Source organism: Tenacibaculum gallaicum (genome assembly GCF_003387615.1).
Lineage (GTDB): Bacteria > Bacteroidota > Bacteroidia > Flavobacteriales > Flavobacteriaceae > Polaribacter > Polaribacter gallaicus.
The window spans coordinates 121,199-139,066 of record NZ_QUNS01000004.1 but is presented as its reverse complement, the minus strand read 5'-3'; the positions used below and the strand labels follow the sequence as shown (position 1 = coordinate 139,066).

Genomic DNA, 17,868 nt, shown 5'->3' with positions numbered 1-17,868 from the left:
TATAATATAAGTTTTGTAAACTCTTAACGCTTCCTTTTGCTTCAAATTGTTATTTTTGATTGATTTTTTTATTTTAAGAAAAAGATGACATATTTAAATGAAGCTGGACCTGTGAATTTTTTAAAGACCATATTAATTATTCTGTTAGTTTATTACGTTATAAAGTTTTTAGCGAAACTTTTTGCACCATACCTAATAAAAAAAGCAGTAGACAAAGTACAAAAGAAAGCTGAACAACAGCATAGAAACCAACAACAAGCATCTGATGTTGAAGTGGGGAAAACTGTTATTGATAAAAAGCCAAATAATTCGAAAGAAAGTAATAATTCTGTTGGCGAGTACGTTGACTATGAAGAAATAGACTAACCATGAACTTAAAGAAATTTTTACCGTTTGCAATAGCAATTATTGTTTTTGCAATAGCATCTGTATTGTATTTTAATCCGGTTTTAAGCGGAAAACAAATTAAACAAAGTGACATTACCCAATTTATAGGAATGTCAAAAGATGTAAAAGAGTATAGAGCTGAAAAAGGAGAAGAGCCTTATTGGTTAGATAATGCTTTTAGTGGAATGCCGGCATATCAAGTAAGTGCTTACTATCCGAATGATTTTGTACGTTATATTGATAAGGTTATTCGTTTTTTACCTAGACCTGCAGATTATCTTTTCTTATACTTTTTAAGTTTTTTTGTACTGTTAATAGCTTTAAAAGTAGATTGGAAGCTAGCGGTTTTGGGAAGTTTGTCCTTTGGGTTTTCTACCTATCTGATAATTATTTTTGGAGCAGGACACAATGCGAAAGCACATGCTATAGGTTACATGCCTATGGTTATAGCTGGAGTTATTTATATTTTCAGAAAACGATATTTACTCGGGTTTATTCTAACGGCCTTAGCAATGGCTTTAGAAGTTTATTCAAATCATCCGCAAATGACTTATTATTTAGGATTTTGTTTGTTGATTTTGGCTATTGTTGAGTTTATTGAAGCTTTTAAGACCAGAACATTACCTGTATTTTTAAAACAATCGTTAGTTTTAGTAGCAGCTATGTTAATAGGTATTGGTGCTAACTCAACAAGATTGTTAGCAATGAAAGAATATGCTGACTATAGTACGAGAGGTAAATCGGAGTTAACAATTACTCCTGAAGGAACACCTAAAGAAAAATCTACTGGATTAGATAAGAACTATATAACTGAGTATAGTTATGGAATTGCTGAAACATTTAATTTGATGATTCCTCGTTTTATGGGGGGAGGGACTGTTGAAGAGTTAGGAGAAAATTCAAATTTTTATCAAATTTTAGAACAAAATGCAGGTAGAAGTGTCGCAAAAGACTATTCTAGTCAAGTGTTAACCTATTGGGGAAAGCAACCTATTGTTGAAGCTCCAGCTTATATTGGTGCCATTGTTTTCTTCTTATTCTTTTTAGGGGTTTTCTTAGTAAAAGGACGATTAAAGTATTGGTTAGTTGCTGCTACTATTTTTTCAATTGTATTGAGCTGGGGTAAAAACTTCTCTATAATAACTGATTTCTTTATTGATTATATTCCGTTATATAATAAGTTTAGAGCAGTTTCGTCTATTCAAGTAGTTGCAGAATTATGTGTTCCGTTATTAGGAGTTCTAGCATTAAAAGAATTTTTCTCTTCAGAAAATTCTTCCGAAGAAAAAGAAAATGCAGTAAAAAAAGCTTTTTATATAGTAGGGGGTATTTCTTTATTATTCTTACTGTTTGGATCTAGTTTGTTTGCTTTTGAAGGATTACGTGATGCGCAGTATATGGGAATTGAAAAGCAGTTACCAGGGATAATTGATGCTTTAATTTCTGATAGAAAATCAATGTTGTTTAATGATAGTTTACGCTCTCTTTTTCTTGTTTTAGCTGTTGCAGGAATGTTATGGTTTTATTTAAAAGGAAAACTGAAGCAAGTACCTGTGTTAATTGTATTGGGAGGCTTGATAATTTTTGATTTAGTATCAATAGATACCAATTATGTTAATAAAGAAGATTTTACTTCAGCAAGAAGAGTGCAAAAGCCATTTACAGCAACAAAAGCTGATACAGAAATTTTAAAAGATAAAGGATATTACCGAGTTGCTAATTTTAGCGTAAGTCCTATGCAAGATGGTAGAACTTCTTATTTCCATAACTCGATAGGAGGGTACCATGCAGCCAAAATGAAACGTTATCAAGAGTTGTTTGATTATCAAATAGCTAAAAACAACATGGAAGTACTAAATATGTTAAATACCAAGTACTTTATTATTAGTGATGAGCAGTTTCAGGAAAATCCCGAAGCTAATGGAAATGCATGGTTTGTAACTTCTTTAAAAGAAGTTGATTCTGCAAATGAAGAAATTATAGCATTAGATAGTCTGAGAACAAAAACGGAAGCAGTTATAAACTCAAAGGAATTTAAAGTAGGAGTTGATGCGTTTGAAAAAGATTCAACAGCTACTATTTCTATAAAAAAGAAAGATCTTACTGAATTGGTGTATGAATCAAATACAAGCTCAAATCAATTTGCTGTATTTTCAGAAATCTATTATAAAGATGGATGGAAAGCTTATATTGATGGAGAGAGTGTTCCGTATTATAGAGTAAATTATATATTAAGAGGACTCAATGTTCCTGTAGGTAAACACATCATAACTTTTAAATATGAGCCTACTGTAATAAAAACAGGAAGTTTACTGTCTATGTTTTGTTACGTTTTATTACTAATAGTGCCTATTGGTTGGTTTATGATAAAAAAGAGAAAAAACTAATTTTCAATATCTTTTAGAAATATAGAAGGGGTTACACCAATGTGTTTTTTAAATGCTCTTGTAAAAGCAGAAGCATTGGTGTAACCTATTTCTTCCGCAATAGCTTGTATAGAATATTTCCTAAAGTTTTTTTCCGTCTTTAACTTTTCTACTACGTAGTTAATTTTAAGTTTTGTAGAGTACTGTTTAAAAGATTCATTGTGATGTTTATTAAAAACGAATGAAATATAAGTGGTGTTGGTATCTAATTTTTCAGCAATGAAATTAATTGAAAAGTTAGGTTTTAAAAAGTCTAAGTTTTTAGTTGTGTTTTTAAATTCATTAAGAATTTTAGTTTCTAAGACTTCATCAATGTTATATTCTTTCTTTTCTGTTTCTACAGGTTTGTTTTCGTTCATTATTAAAATAAGTTCCTTTTTCTTTTCTTTTTCTTTTTTTAAAAGGTAAAAGGTTATAATAAAGAAAGTTAATAACAATACAATAAAAGAGATAATTAGTTTTCGTTGTTTATTAGTTTCTCTTTCTTTAATAATATTGTTAAGTTGCTGAGCTTGTTCAAAATTATTATTATAAAATAAATTAAAAGTTTTATCCTTGGTGTTTTTTGCTGAGCTATATTGCTCTAAGGTAAGCTTAGAATATTTATAAGCACTATCTAATTTATTTAACTGATTGTATTCGTTAGAAAGGATGTTATATAGAGTAATTAACTTACTAGGTTCACACTTCTTATATTTTTTTAAGAGTTTGTTTGAATAGTAAATAGCAGAATCAGAATTGCTTAAGTTATGGAAAGAGATAGCTTTTTGAAAATATTCTCTATGAAGGTAAGGGGATCCATTATTTATTTTTTTATAACGATTAATTAAATCTATAGCTTTAGAAAACTCTTTTCGAGCCATTAAAACTTCAGTCTTTCTAAAATTATAAATAATTTCAGAATCTTTATGAGGAGGGGTAAAAAGTTGGGTAACTTTATATGCTTTGTCAAAATAGTAATCAGCAGAGTCTAAATAAATTTTATTTGGTTGCTTACTGTTTATAGACATATATGTAATCCCCAAACAATTAAATGAGTTTGCTTTCCACTGAAGAAAAAAGTCATTATTTTGAACATCTTTTAGAATAGGGTTTTTGGATTCAGAAATAATATTTAATAATATATTTTTAGCTTTTTCTTGCATGTTGAGCTTGTTTTTTATCACAGCTTTACTGAGAGCAAGACCAAGTTTATTTCTAATCCATTTTTGATCTTTTATAGGATGGTTTAACACCTCATACTCATATTTTATAAGGATAGAATAGGCTTCTTCATATTTTTCTTGATTTTTTTTAATCCAAAAAAGTCTATTTAGAGCGGCAATTTTCCTGTCAATAAGACAAGTTAAATTTTTTGTTTCTAATAAAGAGTCTACTTGTTTTATTACATCAATAGATATTTTTTCTGTTTTATTGTATTTTTTTAATCTATAAAAGCCATAAGCTCTACCAGTAGAAGCTTCTATTTTTTTACAGATATTGTTTGATTTTTCTAATTTATCACAGTAAAAAAATAAGCTATCATTATTAATATTTTTGTAGAAATCAATTTTATTATGATTTATAGAGTCTAAATACGTTGTTTGAGATACAGTTTTTACAGAGAAAAAAAAAGTAATAAGTATTATTATAGTTATAAATCTGGTCATTTTAATATAAAATCAATCAAAAAAGAAAGGTCTTTTTCTAAAAATACATACGCAAGAACATCAAATATACATTATTTTAATGATGCTTTTTATAAAATACGGCATATAGTGTTTTTTTAATAAGTGAAACAATGATATGTTTGCTGTAAGTAAAATGTACTGATAAATAAGTATGAATTGCTATGGAAAATTAATTAGTTAAAAACGGAAGGAGTAATCTATTTATCGCTCTTTTTCGTTGTTTGTTAGTTTTAAGAGTAAAAATATAAAACTAACATTTTTCTAAATGTTAATAAATACAACTAATATTTAGTTAAGTGCTTTTTGTACACTTTTTTAATTGCTAACTTTTTTGGTGTACAAGTACTGTACACTTTTTATTTTATCAATTTTTTTAGTGTACAACAGTTGTACACTTTTTTAGTTGTAATTTTTTTTGGTGTACAAGAGCGTAATTAGTTTGCCATTTCATAAATATTCAGGTGTCTTTTTAAGATTCCAGAAGGTGTGTTTTTGGTCTCGTCAAATATTCGGGTATCTCCAAAAAGAATAAAACTTTCTTTGGCTCTTGATACTGCTACATTTAGCATGTTAGGCTTGTTGTCTCTTTCAAAGAAAAGAGTTCCTTCATCGTCATTAGAATATACGGAGCTGAATAAGATAATATTTCGTTCTGCACCTTGCAAGGCGTGTACCGTACCTAGTTTTATATCACTTACTTTATAACCCGCATCGGTTAAGGCTTTTGATAGTTCTCCTTTTTGGCTTGCAAAAGGGGTGATGATTCCTAAAACAGGTTCAATAGTATCTACATTGTATGCTTTTTGAATGGTTTCTTTGTTTTGTTGTAGCCAAGAGATAATGGCTTTAACTTCACTGGTATTTTGACGACTGTTGTATTTGCGTTCACTAACACCTTCAATATGATATGCCATCATGGACGGGAATACCTGATTTTCTCTTGCTTTTCCTTTCATAGGTTTTAAAATACCATCGTACGCCAATTCGTTACAAAAACTAATAATTTCATCATTGCATCGTCTGTGTTCCAATAAAACTAATCCTTGTTCTTTTTTTGCGGGTAATGGTGTTTCAAATTCGCAGGCATTTTGAGCCATTTTCATAATACTTCCGCTAGAAGCTAAAAAACCTAATTCGTCTAAATGTGCATCATTTTGATTTTCAATAATATCAAGGCTTGTTAAGTTTCCTTGATCAATTTTTTTAGGAATAGACCAAATAGGTTCAATTTGTTGTAAATCACCTACTACAAATGCTTTTTGGGTTAATGAAAATATTGGAATACTTACCTCTGGCGTAACCTGACCTGCTTCATCAATAATTAACAAATCTAAAAAGTTGAATAAAGGTAAATATTCAAAAATAGGTTTCCCGTTTTCGTTTTCTCCTTGAAATTGACTGTATAAAAAGTGACTTGGTGCTGTGTAAAAGGTAGCTACAAAGCAAGGAGTAAGCATGGCTCTTCGTTTCCATTTTGCTTTAATAGCATATTCTCCTGTTCCTTTTTCGGTGTTCTCTTCTAACATTTCTCTGGTTTCTAGTAACCAGCGAGCTTCCCAATAATGGGTTGCTAATAAAAATGCTTTGTGGCGTAAATTGATATCTAATTCATCATAAAAGAAACGCTGTGTTGCATCGTTAGAGTTTATTTTTTCATATTCGTATGCCCACATTTGTTCTTCTGAAACAAAAGGAAATCCTTTGATGTTATTTTCGTACTTCCAATTTTTTAGGCTTAAATGTGATTGCAGTAGCAGATTTACATTGTTTGTGCATTCTTTTATGTATGCAGCAGCTTTTTTAGCGTCTACTAATGTTTCTGCTGTAGCCTTAAAGATATGTTCAGCATTTCTTGATTCAAACTGAGCTTCATCAATAAAATAGTGTTTTACTTTATCAATAAAATCAGTGTCTTTTGTCGATGTTTTTAAATCGTTTAAAACAGTTCTCCATTCCTGTAGTTTGGAGATTTTAAACGTGCTTTTTTGAACAAAATCTTCTTCGTGTACAAGTATGCTGTTAATATAGTTTACAGCATTTATATAGTTTCTAGAGAAATCAACACCATCTGCTAAAATAGTTTGAATACCCATAGTTTCTTCTTGGAGATGGTTACACACATCATCAAGTGAATTTGTTTGGGTATTGAAATATTGACAGTAGTTTGTTAAAAAGTAATATTCTGCTTCTGAAATGTATTTTTCATTTTCTAGATTACAGAGTGTTCCTTCATGACCAAATAAGTTTCCTTTTAAATAATTGATATTGCCCAGTTTTTTCTCACTTTTTGAACTGGATGGGAGGTAGGTAGCATATCCGTTAAAATCAGGAATCCAACGGTTGGCTAATTCTCCCATAGTACTTTCAGAATTGATAAAACTATCAATAATATTGGTTACTGCTTGGTTGTTGTTAGAGCATGCTAAAATTATTGGAGCTTCTTCACCGTTAATAGCAGCTTTTACAAATTCGGTAGCAACTAAACTTTGCAATAACGTTGTTTTTCCAGTTCCCGGGGGTCCGTTTACAGCGGTAACTGCATTTTCTTCGGCTACTAAATAGGATAATAATGTTTTACGCTGACTAACAGAAAGTGGAAATTTATTTGACATTTGCCCTAAATGCAAATGATTGTAGATTAAAAATCCGTTATCGGTAATGGCTTCTTGTCGCTCTCTAGTATATGGGTTGATAATTTTAGAAAGTACAGGTAGTTCATCCGTATTTTTAAGTAGGTTTTCGTACAGAAATAAAATACTTTTTGCTGTAGAAATTTTAGAACTTAAAGCAAAATAAGTAAGTTCATATTGTGTGGTATAGCGTTCTACTTGGTAACGGTATAGGTTGCTAAAAGTTATCGCAGAAAATACTTCGTTAATATAGTTCCAGTATTCATCCCAAGGCACAGGGTCTTCGCTATTTTCAAAATCGGGAGAAGCTAACTCTTTTGCTTCTAAAACGATATCGATAGAAGAGAAGATAAAATCGTTCTTAATATCTGCCATAGGAGTTAGATAGTTACGAACAATTAAAGGAAATCCATCTTTTGGAGCCGATAATTGTCCTGAACGATTTACAATAGCACTAATCCAAAAAGGGTGTATGGGACGTTGTTTAAATTTTGTATTGTCGGTTTGATATACTAAATGAAAAGGAGCAATTAATATTTTAGTTTCTTCTACCGTATGCCACTTTGGGTTGTCTTTTTTAGTAATTCCTTTTAGTCGATTAATTCTTCGTTCTTCAACATCTAACAACTGATTTGCTTGCTTAGAGCTAATAAGTGCATTGCTTAAATCAGATGATTTTTGATGAAAAAGGTTTTTTATTTTACTAATGTCAATAGCTAAGTTTTCACTATCAGATAAGCTGTTTTTATAATATTGTAACCAGTTTTTTTCGTCGTTCATAGTTGTTCTCGTACCCTTGAAATATGATTTTTTCTGTAAGAAAGGGTGCGAAAATACTATATTCAACGTATGAAAAAACAGTTTTTATATCCTTTTTATTAACGAAAAAATAAGAGAGAGGATAGTGGGGTTGTTTTCAGTAAATTAAATTGTTATAGCTACGATGTTGCTTTTATACTAAAAAAGATTTCTATAAATATAGTTCGCTTAACGACAATAGTTTGTAATAAAGTTTTAAGTAGTAAGTAATATTTATGTGTTTTTATAATTTAATTTATTATATTCGTTGCCAAATGGAAAGTAATCGTTTAAAAAATAGCATTGCATATTTATTTCTTGTCCTGTTTCTATCAATGAAAGTAGGCGGGTTACACGTGCTATCTCATACAGACGATAAAGACCATACATCACACTGTACGATATGTGATCATGCAGTTGCAAGTGATTTAACTCCGTTAGTTACTCCTGATACTTTAGATTTTTCAGTAGAAAACAATGAATATGTTGTTTTAAGAGAAGTAATTAAAGATTATAATTTTATTATTTCAGGAATTATTACTACGGGGGAACTTTTTTCTAGACCACCACCTTCTTTAGTGTAAGAGTTTTATTTACACATTTAATCTTTTTATTAATGTTTTTTATTCAAGTATTTAAGCAGTTATAGAATATTGGCTTATATAATGCTTGTGATGAAGAAGAGAAACAGAATGTAACTTTTCAGTTTTTTTAAGAGGAAAAATACAAGCTTAAAAACTCTTACCACTACTTTGTTTTTATTTTAATAACCTATTTTCTTTATTGTTTTAAAGGATTGGCTCGTAGTATATTTAGATGCAGGATTATCTTATCTGGAATATATTACAGCAACTTAAATGTCTTTCGTGTTTTAAGGGTTTTACAACAGTTATAGACATTAGATAATATAAGAAGTGAGAAAAGTGCCTAAATATAAATATACTAGAGCATAGGTTATTACTAAAATTTAAATTTCAAAAGAATCTTTACAGAAATCTTTTAGTTTTTCAAAAGACTAAGTCTCATTTTGAAAAGCCTAGGAATTCTATTGGATTTATGTACCATAATATTAAAGAAGTTGCAACAAAGGGGATGCTGAAAACCTTATAAAATAGAGTAGGCAAAACTTTAAAATTTTTAATTATGAAAACCAAAGAATCAATGATCTCAGAAATTTTAGCTGATAAGTCTAAACAAGCAGCTGGAACTACACATTGTAGTAATTGTGGACACTGTGTTAACACTTTATAGTCCCAAATTTTTGGCGGTAGGTATTTATCCTACCGCTTTTTTTAAAAGTAAGAAGAGTTAAGTATATGGAAGAAAGAGTTACAGAAGAACAATTAGACAGGCTCCTAACTTTTAGTGACGAAAATGTAATATCTAGATTTTTAGATATGTATGATGTTACTGAAACCGAAGCTGAAGACATTTTGTTGGAAACTTTGAAGTTTTTGTATATCAGCCAAATTCCGGGAGTTTTCATCCCAGACGATTTATTAATTATAGATGAAATGTGGCACAATCTTATATTGTTTACACCTCTTTATCATAAGTTTAGCAAAGAATATTTAAACACTCCTTATTTTCATCATCTTCCTGCAACTAAAAAAGAAAAAGATGAAAGAGGAGAGGCTATGAGAATTGCACCAGATGAAGCAAAAAAAGAGTATCTCAAGAAACTGGAATTTTTGTTATCTACAACCTACGATTATTTTGGAGAAGAAACCATTGTAAAATGGTTTAAAGTATATCCTCAAAAATACAGCAAAGAAAATATTAAAAAATTGAAAAAATAAGAATGAGCATTTTTCCCAAAAGAACCATTCAAGGTACCACTGTTACCATTCATTGGAATTTTAATACAGCACACTTAAAAGATAAACATTTATGCCCATTGGTAAAAATAGGAGTAAAAGACCCTAATGGTAATATAACAATGCTTTTTGAAAATCATGTTGTTGCTTTTCCAGAAGAAAATGAAAACAAGGAAGTAGTACCACAAAAATTAAAATATTTAAACAAAAACACCCCGCTTTTAGTGTTGGCTGCGTATTTAGAAGGAGCTTGTAAACGTGAAAAACTTGTAGAAATTCTTACAAACATACAGGCTGGTCGCCATTATTATTTTACATATAATGTACCCGATAATGCTCCTTTAGGAAAATATACTCTTGTATCTGAGGTGCATAATAATGGAAATATAAAATACTCTAAAACTCACTTAGATGATCATTTTTGGGTAGAAAAAGTTTCGCTAATCAATGTAAAAAAAGAAGAAAAAACAGCAATGGTTTACAATCATTCAGAAGAGAAAACACCCGTAAAAATAGTAAGGTACTTTATCAATTCTGAAGGTTGTATGAAAACAGAAATGGAAGCTTTTGAAATGAGTCCAAATGAAACAAAGTCACTTTCAATTTCAACAGGTAATACTTTTTTACTCTACAATGAAGAACGAGAAATAGTACCATTATTAGAAGAGAAGCCGATACATTTAATAAAAAATCACGAAATACTATTAGTTAGTAAATCACCAGAACTTAATTATCTCATGAAGAAAGATACAGATGAAGCTTTTTCTCTTACGTCAGAAGCAAAAGAATTATGGGATAAAGCGGATGGATTACTCACTAAAAATAGCCTGTCAAAAAAAGAATTAGAGATATTTAAAGAAATGGAAGCGGAAGGACTGATAAAGCAAGTAAGGTTATAATGACTAAAAATTATTTTAAATCAGAGATGTTATACTTTGAAAAATTAGAAAGTATAAAAATTATATGCATATTATTTTTTAGCCTATTAACAAGTAGTTTTTTGTATTCGCAAACAGTAAAAGTTTCAGGAGTAGTAACTGACAATTTAGGGATTCCTTTATTTCAGTCTCATCTCCAAATACAAGAACTTAATAAAAATACACTAACCAATGAAGACGGAAAATTTACATTTAAAAAGATTCCGAAAGGAAAATATAGCTTAAAAATATCTTATGTAGGTTTTAAAACAAATTACCAGACGATAGATGTTTCAGGTAAAAAAACGAATATAAAACTTACTATTCAATTAAAACCTCAGCAAAATCAGCTAAACGAGGTAACTCTTGAAGGAAAATCATCAGTTCAAAGACTAAAAGAGAGTACAGCTAACGTGTCAGTTTTACAAATGGAAAAGTTTCGAGAGAGAAACATTAATACAAGTGATATTGTAAAACAAATTTCAGGGGTAAATGTACGACAAACAGGAGGTTTTGGTAGCGAAGCAAAAATCTATGTAAATGGGATGACAGGGAAATCGGTACCTTTTTTTCTAGATGGAATTCCTCTATCATATTTTGGAGCTGGATTAGGGTTAAACGTATTGCCCTCAAACTTAATAGAACAAATTGAAGTTTATAAGGGGGTAGTACCTGTAGATTTAGGAGCAGATGCGCTTGGAGGAGCGGTTAATATAATTCCTAGAAAATTATATTCAGACTATTTAGATGTTTCCTATTCAGCAGGATCGTTTAATAGCCATAAAATGAGTGTAAATGCGCAATTAATGAGTTCAAACAATCAATGGATGTTTGGGGTGAATTCATTTTTTAATCACTCAGACAATAGCTATAAGGTTGATGTTGAAATACCAAACGAACAAGGAAACCCAGAACCTGCAAGAGTTAAACGTTTTCATGATAAATATTCTAATCATCTTTTAAACGTTTATGTAGGAGTTTTGGATAAAAAGTATGCAGATCGATTGGTTTTTAGTGCGCGTTATTCAGGACTTGACGATGATATACAGCACAATGCTATTATGGCCCAACCTTATGGAGAGGCTACTTATGGTGAATCAACTATTGGGACTTCTTTAGAATATGAAAAAAAGAATATTTTAAAGAAAATGGATATGAAATGGTATAGTGCTTATAACCGTACCAGAGGACATTTTATTGATACTACTTTGAATGCCTATACTTGGGATGGTAAAATATATCGTAAACGGACAGATGGTGGAGAAATTTCTGCCTCACGAAATTCTTTAAAATTAACCTCCCAAAATGTTTTAAATCGAGTTAATTTAAACTATCACCCCTGGGAAAAAGGAACGTTTACGTTGAATCTTTTTACAGCTTGGTTTAGAAGAGTAGGAGAAGATCCAATTGCAGCTGAGTTTTATGGAGAAGATTTTTTTAAGAATCCAACCCAACTTTTTAAAAACGTTTTAGGAATTGCTTATGAACACCGTTTTTCAAAAAGTTTAGCGAGTTACACGGGAGCAAAACATTTTTGGTTAGGTGCGGATGGGTATGAAATAAAAAACCTTGAGTTTGTTCCTAACCAGCAAGAAACATCAAATTTTGGGTTTTTGCAATCGCTTCGTTACCATATTACAAAATCTTTCTTAGTAAAATCTTCTTACGAGTATGCTACGAGACTTCCTGATGAAGTGGAGCTTTTTGGAAATTTTACTTTAATAAAATCCAATCCGTTTTTAGAACCAGAACAAAGCCATAATCTTAATTTAGGTTTTCAGCTAAAAACAAAGAAGGTTAGTTGGGATACGAATCTTTTTTATAGAGGAAGAAATAATCGTATTAGGTTACGAACCTCACAATTTTATTCTCAATATCAAAATTTATTAAAATCACGTACGCTTGGGGTTGATATGGAGCTGCGCTATCGTCCGGTTGATTTTTTTGATATAAAAGCAAATGCTACTTATCAAGATTTACGAAACCGTTCACCGAAAAACATTACTGGGGCTGTGGACAATCGTTATTTTAATGCAAGACTACCTAATGAACCTTATTTTTTTGGTAATGCAGAAGTACGCTATCACAAAGAAAACTTTTTGCACACAAAAAATAATATTTCAGCATGGTGGTCTGCAAACTACGTAAATGAGTTTTATCTGTTTTGGGCTGTAGATGGCAATAAAGATTTAAAAAACATCATTCCACCTCAATTTACTCAAAATTTAGGGATTACTCTTTCTCACCCAGAAAATAGATGGACGGTTACTGCCGAAGCGACCAATATATTTAACGAAAAAGTATTCGACAACTTTAGTGTACAACGTCCTGGAAGAGCATTTTATATTACACTTAGAACATTTATAAATTAGAAATAAACATTAATAAATAAAAAATGAAAACACAATTCTTAAAAAAAATAAGTTTAGTATCACTTTACACATTTGTATTAGTTTTTACATTCATAGGGTGTAGTAGTGATGATAATTCACCAGTTGACGGAACCGATCCAGTAACTATTAATTTTGGGATTACAACAGTAAGTGGAGCGTTTCCTAATCAGACCTCTTATATTCAAGGGGAATCAAATTTAGAGTTTTCAACGATAGGAAATGATAAGGCGTTAGAATTAACTGGAAATACAAGAACAGTTTCTTATAATAAAGAGCTGTATGCATTGCCTTTTGGTGCACCTGCAACCCTTGCAAAATATTCATTTAATGAAGAAGGAAATACAGTTGAAGATCAACGTATTGTTGTTCCTGGAGCAAATACTTTTTCAGCACTTTACTTTGAAAGTAAGGAGGTAGCGTATGCTTCAGTAGCAGGAGGGATTTCAAAGCTTATTGTTTTTAACCCAACTACGATGCGCATTACTGATGAAGTAACTTTAACATTAATAAAAGAAGAATTTCCTGAAGCTACACGTACGTATTATACAGATATGATTGAACGTGATGGAAAGTTGTTTATGGGAGTACATTATGAGAAAAATTTTACTCCATTAAACGATTGGGCGTATGTAGCGGTAATAGATTTAAAGGAGAAAAAGGTAGAAAAAATAATTTCGGATAAAAGAACAGGAATGGTGTTTGGCGGACATGCAGCAAATGCTGGAATGATTAAAACGACTAATGGAGATATTTATGTACAAGGTTTAGGAACTACAATGAGTAGTGGAACTAGTCCTAGCGGTTTACTAAGAATACCTAATGGAGAAACTTCTTTTGACCCAGATTACTTTATGAATATGCAAGAAGTAACAGGAAATGTATGTTATGGAATTTATCATACACCTAATGGAAGAAGCTTTACAGCAAGAGTAGAGGAGGTAAGTGATTTTTATGAGTATCAAACTGGTCAACCCCAATTCAAATATTTTGAGATTAATGTTCAAAAAAAATCGAGTTTAGGGGCGGTACCAGGACTTCCTACCACTTATGGATCTCGTAGTATGATTATTCTTCCTTATAAAGACCAAAAATTGTTATTTACGACAGCAACCAATGATGAAAATGCTGTGTTTAGTTTTGACACCAGTTCAAACACATCTAGTAAAATGTTTACGTCTACAGGGGGGTACATATCAGGTATTGAGGATTTTAATAACAAATAGAATACACCATGTTAAAAGCACAAGACCTCACAAAAAAATATGGTGATTTTACCGCCTTGAATAGTTTAAATTTAAATATTAAAGCAGGAGATATTTTTTGCTTGCTCGGTGCTAATGGTGCGGGAAAATCAACAACGATTAATTTGTTTCTAAATTTTATTGAGCCTACATCTGGTAGCGCTTTTGTTAATGATTTAGATGTAACAAAGAACCCACAAGAAACAAAAAAATGGTTGTCTTATATTCCTGAAAATCTCCAGTTGTATCAATATATGACAGGGCTGGAGAATCTTCACTTTTTCTGCGGTCTACAAGGTGTGGATATAGAAAAAGAAGCATTAGAAGACTTATTAATACAATCAGGTTTACAAAAAGATTTTATTAAGAAAAGAGTTCGTAGTTATTCTAAAGGGATGCGGCAAAAAGTAGGGATTGCTTTAGCGAGAGCTAAAGGAGCCAAAGTATTGCTTTTAGATGAACCTACATCTGGATTAGACCCTAAAGCAAGCAATGAGTTTTCTGAGCTTCTACTTAACATGAAGCAACAAAAAGTAGCTACTTTAATGGCAACACACGATCTTTTTAGAGCTAAAGATACAGGAACACATATTGGTATTATGAAAGAAGGGGTTTTGGTTGAAAAGATGGAATCAAATCAAGTTTCTTTTCATGATTTAGAGCAAAAGTACTTAAAACACATGCATGAATAGAGTGTGTAGTAAGTCATTAATCTAAAAAAATAAAAATGTAAACAAGATGATACATCAAGTATTCTTAATAGCTAAAAAAGAACTTACCAATATAGCAAGGCAAAATGCTTTAAAAATTTTGTTTCCTATTATTTTGTTTCTCTTGGGGTTTTCACTTTATGCTGGGCATATTGCTTATAAGCAGGAAATGGATATGGTAAAAAAGGCTCAAGAAGAAAGAAGAGCTGAGTGGTTAGAACAAGGAAAAAAGCATCCGCATATTGCGGCTCATTATGGAACGTATGTTTTTAAGCCTAAAACACTTCTAAGTCTTTTTGATTTTGGGTTAGATACTTATACAGGTACCTCCGTTTATTTAGAAGCACATTATGCACATGAGTTTATGTTTAGGCCTGTACAAGGGTATGGTAATATGGTTCGCTTTGGAGAGCTAAGTGCAGCTTTGGTTCTTCAGTTATTATTACCACTTCTTATTATATTCATCACTTTTCAAACTTTTAGTAAAGAAAAAGAAACAGGAACCTTAAAGCTGTTAATAGGACAAGGAGTTTCAATGAGATCCATTTATTTAGGTAAAGTTTTGGCTTATTTTTTAATAGTCCTACTCATATTAATATTGTTTTTTACAGGACTTTATATTGTAGGAATAATTGAAGATGATAGTTTAGTAATGCAAGATGTAGGTTTACGAGTTTTATTTCTCTTTTTTCTTTATGTTGGGTACTTATTTGTTTTTACAAACTTTTCTGTTTGGGTTTCTTTTAAATCTACAAATGCACGAAATTCTCTTCTAACATTATTAATGTTTTGGATTACGACTGGTATTATTATTCCAAAAACTTCGGCTAATATAGGAGAGAGTTTATATCCTTTACCATCTCTTAAAGCATATAAAGAAAAAATTAAAAATGATATAGATAAGGGTTTGCCTATGGATGGCTCTAAAGAAGAGAGACTTGTTAAATTAAAGGAACAGTACTTAAAAAAATATGGAGTAGACTCTTTACATCAATTACCACTAAATTTTGAAGCAATACGAATGCAAGAGGGAGAAGAATATGCTTATAAAGTACAAAAAGTTCATGATTCTCTTCTTAATAGAAGGTTTGAATATCAAAATAGAATAGGAAGTATAATAGGGTTTGTTGCACCTTACATTTCAGTAAGAAATTTTTCAATGGCTTTTGCTGCAACAGACGGGTATAGTTTTAATGATTTCCAAGAAAAAACAAAAGCATACCGCCTTAAACTAATGAGAAAAATGAATAATGATATGGCTGTAAATTCACGTTATGGCGAGTTTTACGAGTACAAAGCAGGAAGAAATTTATGGGAAACGGTTTCTGGGCTAGAATATCGTACACCAAGTGTAATGAAAACCTTCAAAAATTACAGAATAGAATTAATGTCATTAATTTTTTGGGTTTTAATAATGTTCTTACTAATACCTTCTTCTCACAAAAATAAATTGATATGAAATTAACTATATTATTATGGAGACGCGAAGGTATTTCAATCGTTAGAAATACGTTTCAAATAATTTTGCTGGTCATTGTATTTTTATTGGGAATTTATGCTGTTTATTATGGGCATTCAAAAATAACGGAGCAACGTAAAATAATTGAGAATGTTAAGCATATTGAAAAGAAAGAATTTGAACAGTATAAAGAGAGTTTTTATGCCAATCATACTTCGTTAAAAGATAAACAGTTATTTGACATAGCTTCTAAACCTGCCTATGCATGGTATCGACATGGATATCATGCAATTTTACCTCCTCATGGTTTAGCACATATGTCTTTAGGACAAAGAGATATAGAGCCTTATTATTATAAGTTAACGGGAATGAGTTTATATTATCAATTATTTGAAAATGAACTGGCAAATCCACTTAAACTCTATGTTGGAAATTTAGACCTATCGTTTGTTTTTGTTTATTTGTTTCCATTGCTTATCATAACTTTTACGTATGGATTATATGCAGAGGAAAAGGAAAACGGAATGTTACCATTATTAAGGTTACAATCTATAGGGTTAAGAAAAATTCTCTTAATAAGAATTGCTTTTTACTATGTTTTAGTTTTAGGATTAGGAGCTCTTTTGTCTATAATAGCTTTTACTGTTGCTGAAAAAGTAAGTGCTTTAAGTGTTTGTTTATGGCTATTAGCAGTTTTGTGTTATTTCAGCTTTTGGTTTGCCTTAATGTTTCTTTTAATAAGCTTTAAAAAGAACTCCTCATTAACAGCGATTACTGCTGCTGGTTTATGGTTGCTTTTTTTAATAGTTTTTCCTGCAATATTAAATATATATGCAAATATTGTACATCCGATAGACAATACTTCATTAGCTGATATAACCAGAAGAAGAAGTCTTGAAAATGAAGAAAATATAGAAGAAGCTAAAGCTGTAGTTGTTGAGTATTTAGATTATCGAGACGACTTAAAAGGAGCAAAATCTTTAATAAACGTAAATACAATGGCAAAAGCTTATGCAGCTTTTACTGCACTTAATGATGATCATCATAGAGAAGAAGTACAGGAGTATTTTAAACAAATTGAGTTAAGGCAAGAATGGGTTTCTAAATTTAGATGGGCAAACCCAGCAGTAAATGCTCAAGGAATGTTTAATGAAATAGTTGAAACGGATTCTGAAATTTTTCAATCCTTTTATAAATCAATTGAACTTTTTCATAGAGATATTACCAATTTTTACTTTAACAAATTGTTTTTGGGTAAACAAATAACACTAAGAGATTATGAAAGGTTACCTAAGTTTAAGTTGAACACTGATTATACTAAAAATGAAAGAATAGGAAAAAGTTTACTAGAAGTTATGCTTATTACTTTTTTAATCTTTGGTACATCACTGGTTTTTTTTAAGAAAGTAACTTTTTAAAA

At 30.6% G+C, this 17,868-nt stretch carries 12 protein-coding genes; 10 read left to right on the top strand and 2 right to left on the bottom strand.

Translation table 11 applies throughout. The annotated features are described in order from the left end of the window. Positions 1-84 precede the first annotated feature (84 nt). A complete protein-coding gene (locus C7448_RS09380; RefSeq protein ID WP_115901118.1) occupies positions 85-366 on the top strand; it encodes a DUF4834 family protein in 282 nt (93 codons plus the stop codon). Positions 367-368: 2 nt separating this feature from the next. After that, the gene (locus tag C7448_RS09375; protein WP_115901117.1) at positions 369-2,774 is read left to right on the top strand and encodes a YfhO family protein; all 2,406 of its coding nucleotides are present in this window, start codon (positions 369-371) and stop codon (positions 2,772-2,774) included. Here the strand turns inward: C7448_RS09375 and C7448_RS09370 are convergent. Further along, complete coding sequence (locus tag C7448_RS09370) at positions 2,771-4,462, bottom strand: helix-turn-helix domain-containing protein (RefSeq protein WP_115901116.1); 1,692 nt, start codon at positions 4,460-4,462, stop codon at positions 2,771-2,773. The two genes, C7448_RS09375 and C7448_RS09370, sit on opposite strands and share 4 nt — an antisense overlap. 455 nt (positions 4,463-4,917) lie before the next feature. Continuing rightward, complete coding sequence (locus C7448_RS09365) at positions 4,918-7,893, bottom strand: DEAD/DEAH box helicase (RefSeq protein ID WP_115901115.1); 2,976 nt, start codon at positions 7,891-7,893, stop codon at positions 4,918-4,920. 353 nt (positions 7,894-8,246) lie between these two features. Between C7448_RS09365 and C7448_RS09360 the strand changes: the two genes are divergently transcribed. The 8 genes from C7448_RS09360 (at position 8,247) to C7448_RS09325 (ending at position 17,866) form a co-directional block, all read left to right on the top strand. Continuing rightward, complete coding sequence (locus C7448_RS09360; protein WP_115901114.1) at positions 8,247-8,495, top strand: hypothetical protein; 249 nt, start codon at positions 8,247-8,249, stop codon at positions 8,493-8,495. Positions 8,496-9,227: 732 nt separating this feature from the next. Further along, positions 9,228-9,710, top strand: coding sequence for a glycine-rich domain-containing protein (locus tag C7448_RS09355; protein WP_115901113.1), 483 nt, complete (start codon positions 9,228-9,230; stop codon positions 9,708-9,710). 2 nt (positions 9,711-9,712) lie between these two features. Further along, positions 9,713-10,627 carry a hypothetical protein gene (locus C7448_RS09350; protein WP_115901112.1) on the top strand — a complete coding sequence of 305 codons (915 nt, stop codon included), beginning with the start codon at positions 9,713-9,715 and terminating at the stop codon, positions 10,625-10,627. 101 nt (positions 10,628-10,728) lie between these two features. After that, complete coding sequence (locus tag C7448_RS09345) at positions 10,729-13,017, top strand: TonB-dependent receptor (RefSeq protein ID WP_211321904.1); 2,289 nt, start codon at positions 10,729-10,731, stop codon at positions 13,015-13,017. 23 nt (positions 13,018-13,040) lie between these two features. Continuing rightward, on the top strand, positions 13,041-14,261 hold the full coding sequence (locus C7448_RS09340) for a DUF4374 domain-containing protein (RefSeq protein WP_115901111.1): 1,221 nt from the start codon (positions 13,041-13,043) through the stop codon (positions 14,259-14,261). Between the two features lie 8 nt (positions 14,262-14,269). Then, on the top strand, positions 14,270-14,971 hold the full coding sequence (locus C7448_RS09335) for an ABC transporter ATP-binding protein (RefSeq protein WP_115901110.1): 702 nt from the start codon (positions 14,270-14,272) through the stop codon (positions 14,969-14,971). A 46-nt stretch (positions 14,972-15,017) separates the two neighbouring features. Next, the gene (locus tag C7448_RS09330; protein ID WP_211321903.1) at positions 15,018-16,448 is read left to right on the top strand and encodes a DUF3526 domain-containing protein; all 1,431 of its coding nucleotides are present in this window, start codon (positions 15,018-15,020) and stop codon (positions 16,446-16,448) included. Beyond that, positions 16,445-17,866: a DUF3526 domain-containing protein gene (locus C7448_RS09325; RefSeq protein WP_115901109.1), complete on the top strand. Its 1,422-nt coding sequence runs from the start codon at positions 16,445-16,447 to the stop codon at positions 17,864-17,866. Before C7448_RS09330 ends, C7448_RS09325 begins: the two co-directional genes overlap by 4 nt. The last annotated feature ends 2 nt before the right edge of the window (positions 17,867-17,868 follow it).